This is a genomic window from Vibrio neptunius (assembly GCF_000967495.1).
GTDB classification, from domain to species: Bacteria; Pseudomonadota; Gammaproteobacteria; order Enterobacterales; family Vibrionaceae; genus Vibrio; species Vibrio neptunius.
This window is the reverse complement of sequence record NZ_JXXU01000108.1, coordinates 19285-30690: the sequence shown is the minus strand read 5'-3', so window position 1 is coordinate 30690 and position 11406 is coordinate 19285. Positions and strand designations below refer to the sequence as shown.

12 protein-coding genes are annotated in these 11406 nt (G+C 46.8%); all 12 read right to left on the bottom strand.

Annotated elements, in window-relative coordinates; genetic code table 11:
• Positions 1-67 precede the first annotated feature (67 nt).
• Genes TW84_RS23155 through gspC form a run of 12 tightly spaced genes read right to left on the bottom strand, consistent with a single transcriptional unit; the run spans position 68 to position 11296 of the window.
• Positions 68-829, bottom strand: coding sequence for a type II secretion system protein N (locus TW84_RS23155; RefSeq protein WP_045977961.1), 762 nt, complete (start codon positions 827-829; stop codon positions 68-70).
• Positions 830-835: 6 nt separating this feature from the next.
• Entirely contained in the window at positions 836-1327 is a 492-nt protein-coding gene (locus TW84_RS23150) for a type II secretion system protein M (protein ID WP_045977960.1), read from the bottom strand.
• A 10-nt stretch (positions 1328-1337) separates the two neighbouring features.
• Positions 1338-2552, bottom strand: coding sequence for a type II secretion system protein GspL (gene gspL, locus TW84_RS23145; protein WP_045977959.1), 1215 nt, complete (start codon positions 2550-2552; stop codon positions 1338-1340).
• Positions 2515-3540, bottom strand: coding sequence for a type II secretion system minor pseudopilin GspK (gspK, locus tag TW84_RS23140; protein ID WP_045977958.1), 1026 nt, complete (start codon positions 3538-3540; stop codon positions 2515-2517). The genes gspL and gspK overlap by 38 nt, the downstream gene beginning before the upstream one ends.
• Positions 3530-4183 (bottom strand): type II secretion system minor pseudopilin GspJ, encoded by a 654-nt coding sequence (gspJ, locus tag TW84_RS23135; RefSeq protein WP_045977957.1) that lies wholly within the window; start codon positions 4181-4183, stop codon positions 3530-3532. The genes gspK and gspJ overlap by 11 nt, the downstream gene beginning before the upstream one ends.
• Positions 4170-4523: a type II secretion system minor pseudopilin GspI gene (gene gspI, locus TW84_RS23130; protein ID WP_006957215.1), complete on the bottom strand. Its 354-nt coding sequence runs from the start codon at positions 4521-4523 to the stop codon at positions 4170-4172. Before gspI ends, gspJ begins: the two co-directional genes overlap by 14 nt.
• The gene (gene gspH / locus TW84_RS23125) at positions 4513-5115 is read right to left on the bottom strand and encodes a type II secretion system minor pseudopilin GspH (protein ID WP_045977956.1); all 603 of its coding nucleotides are present in this window, start codon (positions 5113-5115) and stop codon (positions 4513-4515) included. Before gspH ends, gspI begins: the two co-directional genes overlap by 11 nt.
• A gap of 33 nt (positions 5116-5148) precedes the next feature.
• Complete coding sequence (gene gspG / locus TW84_RS23120) at positions 5149-5592, bottom strand: type II secretion system major pseudopilin GspG (protein WP_045977955.1); 444 nt, start codon at positions 5590-5592, stop codon at positions 5149-5151.
• A gap of 54 nt (positions 5593-5646) precedes the next feature.
• Positions 5647-6870, bottom strand: a complete 1224-nt coding sequence (gspF, locus tag TW84_RS23115; protein WP_045977954.1) for a type II secretion system inner membrane protein GspF — start codon at positions 6868-6870, stop codon at positions 5647-5649.
• A complete protein-coding gene (gene gspE / locus TW84_RS23110; RefSeq protein WP_045977953.1) occupies positions 6870-8354 on the bottom strand; it encodes a type II secretion system ATPase GspE in 1485 nt (494 codons plus the stop codon). Before gspE ends, gspF begins: the two co-directional genes overlap by 1 nt.
• Positions 8354-10390 carry a type II secretion system secretin GspD gene (gene gspD, locus TW84_RS23105; protein WP_045977952.1) on the bottom strand — a complete coding sequence of 679 codons (2037 nt, stop codon included), beginning with the start codon at positions 10388-10390 and terminating at the stop codon, positions 8354-8356. The genes gspE and gspD overlap by 1 nt, the downstream gene beginning before the upstream one ends.
• 39 nt (positions 10391-10429) lie before the next feature.
• On the bottom strand, positions 10430-11296 hold the full coding sequence (gene gspC, locus TW84_RS23100) for a type II secretion system protein GspC (protein ID WP_045977951.1): 867 nt from the start codon (positions 11294-11296) through the stop codon (positions 10430-10432).
• Between the last annotated feature and the right edge of the window lie 110 nt (positions 11297-11406).

Sequence of the window (11406 nt, the reverse complement as noted above, 5' to 3'; positions counted from 1 at the left end):
CACATTTCAGGACGAGACACTCGAATAAAAAAGGGCTAACGCCCCTTTTTATTGGATATCCACAGATTTAAAGGCGTCCATGATAAGTAAACTGATAACGACCTTCAGAGTCTGGCGATGGAAGCCATTTCAGCTGTTCTGCCAACGAGCTAGGAAACTCATCGCTCGGCTTAAACCAAGCAGAAGCCTGATAGCTGCGATTAGCTTGTATCATAACTTCCGCCGCACTGTTCACCTGTTGGCTGTTCTGATCGCCTTTCAGTGAGATCTGGCTATCCTGACAACTAAAGTTAACCACCACTGGACCAACGTTAAGCTCATCTAATGGCGTAATCACTTTATCGGCATTCCAGACTACTGAACCTTCACCAGTCTGGCAATATGGAGCGACATAAACCATGGAATGAATACTCAGCTCAACCTGACCTGTAAGTTCCACTGGAACAGGTATCGGGGGCGCCAGTTCGAGAATTTTTGCAACTGGCAATGAAGCGATTAAGTTTTCAGCATAAGGGCCAGACATACTGTAGCCGACGACACCACGTCCCGTCAGTTGCATATCACTGCCACGGCCAAAGCGTACCTGTGCTTCAGCTTTACCCACGAGCAATTTGAGTGGCGCCAACTGCCAATTTAGGGCACCTAACTTCTGCCTTTGCCAAGTTAACCCTGTGGCACTACCATCCCAAATGGTACCTGAAACACCATGAACGACTAGCTGAGGTGGTAATGGTAAATAGTTCAGCGCAACCTGAGCTGGAACATGCGCCACAGCACTAATCAGAAAGACCATCACCAACGTCAGACTGAGCAGAATGACTTTTTTCACTTAGCTTTACCTTTTAACAAACTGTAAGCGCTTGACTTGGACAGTCCCATCTTGCTCTCCCTTATCAATGTCCATAAAGGTAGCTGATACACCGTGTTTTTCCTGCAGGAACGTCATCCAATCAATTAGGCGATTGAATGGCATCGGTTGAACCCAAACCTGCAGTTCTTCGCCACGTGGCTGGACTCTAACAAGCTCTGCACCAAAACGTGAAGCCGTTGAAGAAATAGACTGATTGAGTGGCAAGCTCGACGATGCCACTCCGCCTTGAGCACGCAGTTGACTGATAGTGTCTGCTTTGTCTTTCACCCAGTTGAGTAATTGTTTCTCGCTCTGGATACGATTCGTCGCCATGTCGGCACGCTGACTGACTGGTTGCAATATGCCCCAGTAGATCACACCCAAAAATAACATTACCGAACAAGCGCTCAGCAAACGTTGCTCACGTTGGCTGGTACCCGCCCACCATGCCTGAAGTGTAGATAGTAATTGTTTCACCAGCAGCTCCCTATAATCGCTTAAGCACAAAGGTGCCATTAACGAGAGTCCCTGATTTACTCAGTTGTCCCTGCTCAACCGTAAATTGACCAGACATCAGTTCACGCGCTTTCTCAAACGTCTGGAAATCATTGCTTTGCGCCTGAAGCCTGACTTCTCCGCGAGTACTGTCATACTTGAAGCTGGTGAGCTTGAGGCTCGGGACCTGCTTCATCACTTGAGGCATTTTCACCATCCATTCCAGTACCGAGTCACCACTACCACCACCAGACAGTCGGTTCTCCTCTCGCTCCATTTCTCGTTTGAGATAGGTGACAGTCGGAATTTTACTCATGTTGGTCACTTGACGGAAAATACGTTCACTTTCCTCACGATAGGCGTTGGCTTGCGTTTCAGCACTTTGGATTTGCAGCCAGTTGTCGACACTGAGAACGGCAACTAAGATTCCTGCTGCAATTGCCGCTTTACGCCAAACCTTAATATGACGACCAAAAGACGACTTCGGTTTAAACTCACCGGACAACAGGTTGAACTTACTTTTGACAGCTTGTTCAGCCAACAGCTGCATGACCAACTGTGGTTGTTCATTGTGCCATTTTTGATCATTGGCTAACGTTAGTTCTGGTAAGGGTGAATAGGCCTGAAGTGGAAGATATTCATCACCTTGCTTCACCCAATCTGACTGAGCTAAGAACGGCAACCAAGCTAGTTCAATACTGACCGCACTGAACTGACCTTTTTTTACCAACCACTGACCATCCAGCTCAACCGCACTCAAGCCTGATTCTTCAGCGACAGGTAAAGCCAATGCATCAGGTAATACCTTACGCACAGCAAAACCAAGCTGTTGCATGTCAGCTAATATTGATTCCAACCAGCTATAGTCAATACCACAGACATAAGCCTGATTGGCTGCCTTTGCCAAAATAGTAAAATGTAGTTCATCCACATCCTGCGCCACATCGTCTTCCAACATGAATGGCAGCATAGACTCAAACTGACGATTCGCGCCTGCTGGGACTTCCAGCTGCGTTAGAACTAGATTTGCTGCGGACACCAGTACAATAACTTGGCGCCCTTCTGCGTAATTGGCAAGCTCATTCAAATCCTGGTGATTTTGCAGTTCACCGCTCGCTATCACTTCCTTTTGGCTTTCTGACCAAACCAGCCATTGAATCGCTGCTGTTTTACTTTTGCTCAGCCGAACGATTAGAAACTCGTTCACCGATCCCTCCAAAGCGACGGCGTATTACCGTTGCAGTTTCTCTATTATTACTAAACAACAGGCTGCGAATTCGCACCCTGGATTTATCCACTAGCACCTCAGCATCGAGCTCGAAATACACGCTATCGACACTCAGGTAGCCTTTGACTTGTTTTTTGACGTCATCGCTCAAACCGCTTAGGTCCGATTCAGCGAGGAAGTCATCCGTTGATGCCCATCCATCAGGGCCACGGTTTTCTATAATCTGTTTTGCCTGAGACGAGCTCAGGTTCGGATAGAACATTGCCGCTAGCAGCGCTGCATGCTCAGGCGCAATGGTATTCACATTTAGACGAAAATCAGACGTGGGCAGTGCGCAAATCATTGGAGCGACTTTTTCCATCACTTCACCACTGACCTGATTTACTGCTCGCAACTCACTGCTGTCTGCTAGCAGTGTATTGGCACTTAAATACGCAGGTGATAAACCTTCGTAGTGGCTGTCTTCGACGCCCGATGAGGAGTTAACCGAATCATTGCTATCAACAAATTCCCATAGTGACTGTGCAATGGTTTCTGCTTCGTAATTGTCCACCTGCAACTCCTCAAGCAGGTTCTGAAACTTTTCCACCAAGAAAGGGAGCTGAGCAGACCCTGTGGTTTGCTCCGCACCAGACAGCGCATTGATATTGAAGCAGGCTTGTGCATCATGTAACTTACCGCTCACGGTGCCGTAGTCCAATGCCATGCTATTCAGCTCTTGTGCCCAAGGCTGTGACAGATTAATGCTGTCATCGTTGTCTTTATAACTTTGCTCTATACCATACTTCGCGAGAGCTTCAACACCCAGACTGTACCAGTACGCTTGCTGATAACTGATTTGGCTGCCAGCGCGCTTAAACTGACTAAACAAACGATCAGCCATACTGGCAGCGATACTGACCATCACCGCCAAGAGGAGCAAAATCACGATTAAGGCAACACCGCGCTGAGGGCGTTTAGCTGTCATTGCTTTTCTCCTCAGAACCGCCCATTTCGCCACCCGCCGTCATATAAATACGCTCAATCTTGCCATAATCTTCTAGTTCAAGTTCAACCGCTACTGCTTGAGGTAACGTGGCTTTCTTATCCCACTCTTTTTTCCAGTCTGAGCCATCAAAGAACTTCACATTAAACTTTTCCACTTTGTCGAGCAATGGCATGACGATTCCCGTTTGTCCCGCAGGCGTATCAGCGTAACGCCACCAGACACGCTCCAGCACATCATCCTTGATTCGATAACCCACTTTACTCACTTCGCCACGTGGAAATTGCTGCTGCGGGTTATGCCAGCCTAAGCGAGTGAACAAGATCCCATTGGCATCAGAGTCCAACAAATACTCTTTCCACTGTATCATCAGACCATTGGACTCCTCACCATTGGTACGTGTCTGACGCAGTGCCATCTGACGAAAGTCGCCATCCATAAACACTAATGCACGTTGCAATGTCTTGAGTCGCTCACTTCGCTCCATTGACAGTTCGTTGCTGCGCTGGACTTGATTGAGCACCTGATAAGCACCCACGCTCAAGCTGGCAAAGATGGCAATGGCGACCAGTACTTCAATTAGGGTGAATCCCCCCTGAGGGGCAGACGTTTTACTTCGCCACATAGCTTCTCACCGTCACCACTGGCGAACTTTTTTCACTGGTAGCCACTTTGACATCAAATGCCTGCAAAATATCACCGGCGGTCTCAACAGGTTCTATCGACCAGAACCAATCGCGCCCAGCTAATTCATCCTTACCTTTCTTCTTACTAGGTTTACTCCCTGCCAACATGACTTTAGCCATCTGATTGTCAGCGACTAATGCAGCAAACGTTTTTTCTTCCAGATAATTTAATGTGTTGATGTGCTGGCTTACAGAGCGAATTGTCGCGATCGCAGCGGTAGCGAATATCGCTAATGCAACCAATACTTCCAATAGCGTCATACCCCGTTTAGCTTTCATCTTCGCTTTCTCCCGGAGCCAATAGCACTATTTGTCCATTTTCTTTTGCCACTACCTTCCATGCATCCTGCTCTTCATCGCCTTGTTCAGGATAAATGGCAACAGAAAATGGCGTGACTTCACCACTAGAAACAATAAATACTTGAGGCGGACGCAACTTTTTCTTTTCTTTATATTCAGCAAACATATCTTCATCAAACAGGCTTCCCGGTTTGAACAGACGTTCATCATCAGCCCATACGCCCCCACCCATATTCAGCGTTACAGCAACCGACTCATTCATCTTCGTTTCGTATGGAATCTGGTCGATGTTGAGCTTCTGCCAACCTTCACTTTCCAACGACATCAAATAGTAGACCGATTTTTTCTCATCGATGCGTAGACCAAAATCTCTTCCACTGAGCATCGCTTCTTCATTAAGGAGCAATATTCGTTGAAAGAGAGATTCTGCCTGCTTCTTCGCGACGTCTTTTGAACTGGTCGGTAATGTGGAGATCACCGCTACTGAAGCGAGAGATACTAGTACCAAAACCAGTAAGATTTCCAGCAAAGTAAAACCAGTACGAGCAAGAGTTGGGTAACGTTGGCGCATAGGAAAAAGAGGGCGGCTTATGCCGCCTCTGCCTTATTGAAAATCCTGAATATTCCAGTTGCCGATATCGGCATTAACACCCTCACCACCTTCTTGGCCATTAGCACCTAGGGTGAAAATATCGATGTTGCCGTTGTCACCTGGGCTCAAGTATTGGTAATCATTACCCCAAGGGTCGGTTGGCAGGCGTTTGATGTAACCACCGTCGCGGTAATTACGCGGTTCAGGGCTTGATGGCTTATTGACTAACGCTTCCAAACCTTGGTCTGTGGTTGGATAAACACTATTATCGAGCTTGTACATATCCAGTGCATTTTCTAACGCAACAATATCAGTAATGGCTTTTTGTTGGTCAGCCTTTTCTTTATTTCCCAGAAGGTTAGGAACAACAAAACTCGCTAAAATACCTAAGATGACGACAACAACCATCACCTCTAAAAGCGTAAAGCCAGACTGCTTGTTCATTTTTCTTTTCATTGTAATTCTCCAAATAAAAGTTCATAGCGAGAGGTTAAACCGCTCTCAGTATGACTATCCACTCATTAAGTTGTTCATTTCTAAAATTGGCATCAGAGTCGCCATTACGATAAACAGCACTAATCCAGCCATCAGTGCAATCAATGCCGGAGTGAAAATACCTAAAGCAATATTGACCGTTGATTCAAAGTTGGCATCCTGATTGTCAGCCGCGCGAGTAAGCATACTCTCTAGCTCACCACTCTGTTCACCACTGGCAATCATGTGTAGCATCATCGGAGGGAAGAGCTTGGTCTGTTCGAGTGATTTGCGAAGGCTCGCCCCTTCACGAACGTTATCAGTCGCGCTGAGGACCTGCTGCTTGACGTAGTGATTCGACATCACGTCTACCGCCACTTTCATGCCTTCTAAGATCGGAATAGCACTGGAAGTACAGATAGATAAGGTACGCGCAAAGCGAGAAGTATTCAGGCCACGAGAAATTTTGCCAATCATTGGCATATGAACAACCTTACGATCCCAGCTCAAACGCAGGTTTGGTTTACTTAGAGCAAACTTAAACAAATACACTAGGGCGGTCATAGCCACTAAAAGTTGAATACCCCAGTGTTGAATAAAATCACTGGAAGCAAGAAGGAACTGAGTCGACTGAGGCAGCTCTTGCCCCATCTGAACAAACTGGCCAACAATCTTGGGCACGACAGCAGCAAGCAAAAACGCCACTATACCGACGGCAAAAACCACCAGAACCACAGGGTAAATCATTGCCTGCTGCAGTTTAGAGCGCATTTTTTGTCGATTCTCAGCATAGTCCGCCAAACGCTCCAAAACCGCATCTAGATGGCCAGATTTTTCTCCCGCCGACACCATAGAGCGGAACAAGTCATCAAAGATGTGCGGGAAGTCCGCGAGGCTATCAGACAACGTATAACCTTCAGTAACCTTTGAACGTACCGCCAGCAGCATGGTACGAATTCGCGGTTTTTCAGACTGCTCCGAAACCGCTTTCAGACACTCTTCTAGCGGCATTCCTGATTGAACCAAGGTCGCCAACTGGCGAGTAATTAAAGCTAAGTCAGGTGTGCTGATGCCACGCTTGAAGGTCAACCCAGCTTGCTCAGTCTGTTTTTTGGCTTTCTGCCGTGTTTCACTCACCTCAACAGGCATTAAACCCTGTTCTTTAAGCCGAGCGCGAACCTGACGTGCGTTATCGCCTTCAATGACCCCTTTCTGGGTTTTGCCTTTCTTATTGAGGGCTTTATATTCAAACGCTGCCATTAGCCTTCCTTAGTCACCCGCATGACTTCTTCAAGAGAAGTAATACCTTGACGAACTTTGCTCAGACCATCATCACGAATACTTGGCGTGTGCTCACGAATGGTTTTTTCAATCACCTGCTCACCCGCTTCGCTATGAATTTTCTCTTGTACCTGCTCGTTAACCACCAGTAACTCATGAATACCAGTACGACCACGATACCCTTTCTGATTACACTGTTCGCAGCCTTTAGCCCTGTAGAGAACCAAGGGTTCTTCTTGCTTAACATCAAAGAGTTTTTTCGTTTCTTTGTCTGCTTCGTAGGCCTCTTTACAATCTGAGCAAAGCGTACGAACTAGGCGCTGTGCCAACACGCCCAACAATGATGAGGAGATCAAGAACGGTTCAATGCCCATATCACGCAAGCGGGTAATCGCACCCACGGCTGTGTTGGTGTGTAAGGTAGACATCACCAAGTGACCGGTCAACGAAGCCTGAACAGCAATCTGCGCAGTTTCCAAATCACGAATTTCACCGACCATGACAACATCAGGGTCTTGACGCAAAATAGCACGTAAGCCACGAGCGAACGTCATATCTACTTTAGGGTTAACCTGAGTCTGACCGATACCATCGATATCAAATTCAATCGGGTCCTCAACCGTAAGGATATTGCGTTCGTTGCTATTGAGCTCCTGCAGGCCAGCATACAAGGTGGTCGACTTACCCGAGCCAGTTGGGCCAGTAACCAAAATGATGCCATGCGGGCGCTCAATCATACGGCGGAAGTTTTCATGGTTAGCCGGAGTCATACCTAAACTATGTAAATCAAGTCGAGTCGCATTCTTATCCAAAAGACGCATTACCACTCGCTCTCCGTGGGAGGATGGCATGGTAGACACACGTACATCAACCGCTCGGCCGCCAATGCGCAGAGAGATGCGTCCATCTTGAGGGACGCGCTTCTCGGCGATATCCAACTTAGCCATAACCTTTACGCGCGAGACCAATAACGGCGCTAGCTTACGACTCGGCGATAACACATCACGCAATACGCCATCAATGCGGAAACGAATTGAAAGCGCTTTTTCGAAGGTCTCGATATGGATATCCGATGCCCCTTCCTTAATCGCTTCACCAAGCATGGCGTTGATCAACTTGATGATAGGCGCATCGTCATCGGACTCAAGCAGGTCCTCATCTTGCGGCAAATCCTCAGCCAACGAGAAGAAATCATCACTGTCTGCGCCCAAATCTTCCATTAGCTGGCGGGCTTCCGACGAGTCACGCTGATACGCTTCCGTTAACTTTGAATCGAATTGCTCTTTAGACACTTCGCGCAACTCAAAATATTCACCCACTGCGCGCTTTACTTCGATTAAAGCTTCGAACGCCAAAGGGGCAACATAATACAGAACTAACCCCTGCTCTGAAGGTTCAAGAACCAGTTGCGAACGATTGGCAAAGCTGAACGGTAAGCGACGGAAAGTGGTTATCTCATCCATCACTTCGTTTCCATTTGGTCAAGGAAAGCCTGAATCTCAGCAGGGTGACTAATATCTTCACCAAACTTAGGCAGCACAGGCGTTTGCACGTCTTCCATCAATCTCAGACCTTGATCCGCCTTGTAAAGCTGCTCAGCACGAATAAAGTTGTATTTACGCTGAGTAATACCATCTGCGGTCACACCATCGCGAATAATGGTTGGTTTGATGAATACCATCAGGTTGGATTTCTGCATTTGAGAGCTGGTCGATTTAAATAGACGGCCTAAGTAAGGAATATCACCTAACAGTGGAACTTTAGATTCACTTTCTTGTGCGCGCTCGTCAATCAAACCGCCCAGAACAATCATCTGGCCATCTTCTACCATCACTGACGTATTAAGTTGGCGCTTAGCAAAGCTAACATCCACCGCCGCGTTACTGGTCGCAGGCAGAACGTTAGACACTTCCTGCTCAATGGTGAGCTGTACCGAGTTACCTTCGTTGATTTGCGGAACTACTTTCAGCTTGATACCGACTTCTTTACGATCAACAGTCTGAAATGGGTTGTCGTTGTTTGATCCTGCAGCAGAACCAGTGATTACCGGTATTTCTTCACCGACAATAAACGATGCTTCGCCATTGTCCATCACAGTAATACTCGGAGAAGACAAAATGTTAGAGTTGGTATCACTCGACACTGCGCTGATCAAGGCAGTCCAGTCTCCCATGACGACACTTAATGCTGCACCGTTAACGCCAGAAAGCGCAGAAGCCAGTGTTGAGTAATCGCCTTTCGTCGTTGTTTGTTCGTAGTATTTTATCTCACCAGTAGTACTATCTCTGATAGGCTTGCTCTCAACAGTGTCCTTTGCCTCTTCTAGGCCGACCATGACACTACCGATCTTGGTTCCAGCATTCCCATATTGGATAACTGCGCCCGTATCGAGTGATCCCCACTGAACACCCAAATTGATGCCATCACCCTCTGTCATTTCGACGATCAGCGCTTCAATCAGTACCTGCGCACGGCGAATATCCAATTGAGAAATCACATCCTGAAGCGCGTTCATAATATCTGGCGGAGCAGTTAGAACAAGTGCATTGGTACCTGAGTGAGCCGAAATCATCACCTCACCGCGCTTGGCACTGGAAGCCTGTTTAGAACCAGAAGACTTCTCTGCTTGCAGGTTGTCAGAGACACCTTTCAGCACATCAACGAGGTCTTCAGCCTTAGCGTACTTTAAATAAACGACGCGGTTGTTACCTTTGGTCGCCATTTCAACATCAAGCTGCTTAATCAGCTTACGCAGACGCTTTCTAACCTGAGGATCACCAGAAATAAGAATGGAGTTAGTACGGTCATCCGCTACCAACTTGGGTTGAAGAAACGCTGGCGTACTTTTCGCGTCCGTTGTTTTGTTCAGAGCGTCTACAATTCGTACCATCTCTGCCGCGGAAGCGTTATCCAATTCAACCACTTCAATTTCTTTGTCACCTGCTTGGTCGACACGCTTGATGATATCTGCCAGTCGATTAACCACAGCAGCGCGACCTGTAATAAGAATAATATTGGCAGGATCGTAGTGCACAACGTTACCTGCACCCGCATTATCATTGAGCTGACGAAGCAGAGGGGAAAGCTCACGCACCGAGACATTACGCACCGCAACAACACGCGTCACGACTGCGTCACCTTGGATTGAGCCATCACCAACAACAGGAATCGCCGACGTTTTTGCATCTTTAGATTTAATGACTTTGATAACACCGTTGTCCATTTCGACAACCGCATAGCCATACACTTCAAGAACATTTAAGAAGAAACTGTAATACTGCTCTTCTGACAACATGTCATAACTGCGCACGTCAATTTTGCCACGTACTGACGGGTCAACAATGATGGTTTTTTCTAGATTCCGGCCAACAATGTTGATGAACTCTTGAATATCTGTGCCTTTAAAGCTCGCACTGTATTCATTAGCAAATACAGCAGTTGGTGGCATCAACAAGCTTCCTGCTAAAAGCCAAGCGCTTTTTTTAAGCCAATGGTTCACTCTCTACTCCTCGGAATGATTCAAGTATCTGCATCATTCTTACAATTCAATATAAATTTCATAAGGCTGACCATCTCTTTCTACCGTCAGGTTGAGCTCGGTAAGTTGAGACATGTTTTTAAAGATCTCTCCCATCGCTGCAGGATTACTAAGATCTTGGCCATTAATTTGTGTTGCTATATCCCCTGACTGTAAGCCAACTGATTCGAATAGTTCTTTCTCTTTACCCGGGGTTAAGCGATAACCAATCACGTCTCCGTCTCTTTTAATCTGAGACATACGAACATATTGGAAAATTTGTTTTGCGTCTTTGCGGATAACAGCACGAATTTCTTCCAGCTTATCAACTGAAACGTCTGCCTTAACCGATTTGGCTTTAGGTTGTGGTTGCGGATCTTTAGTGTATTTAAGTCCTTCCAGCATAACCGTCTCATTACGACCCGAGTTATCAACGATAATTCGATCGTACAGCACCTGAACCACCTTGGCTCTTGTCCCTTCCAGAGTTTCACCAATCCCATAGGTCGCTTGTTGACCTCGGCTTGCAACCACAGCAAGGTTCTTATCTGGTTCCGTGCTGGTGACAACCCCAACCAAAATGACACTCAAACGACTTTTAGGCGCTTCCGTCACTACGGGTTTTTTCGCAACCGGAGCTTGGGATTGATAGCGGCCAAACAAGTGGCTGTTTTGCAATTCAGCAAGATTCAAACCCGAGTCTTTGCTGACGCTACCGCTGACCAACGTAGGACTCCATTGGGCAACAAATTGCGACTCCATAGGTTTCCATATTAGTGCGCCAACCACCCAAGCACTTACTCCCAACAATACAACTGTCGCCATTGAGCTCAGGCGGTCTTGATTTTTAACAAAACTGTCCAGTTGAATTACACCACGTATGTTCACTCACAATCCTTTTCATCACCAGCTGACAAAGCCATGCAAGGTACTATTTACCAAACAAAGCACTCTATAATTTGAGTTTTTATTTGAACGAAACATTCTACCAAAATATG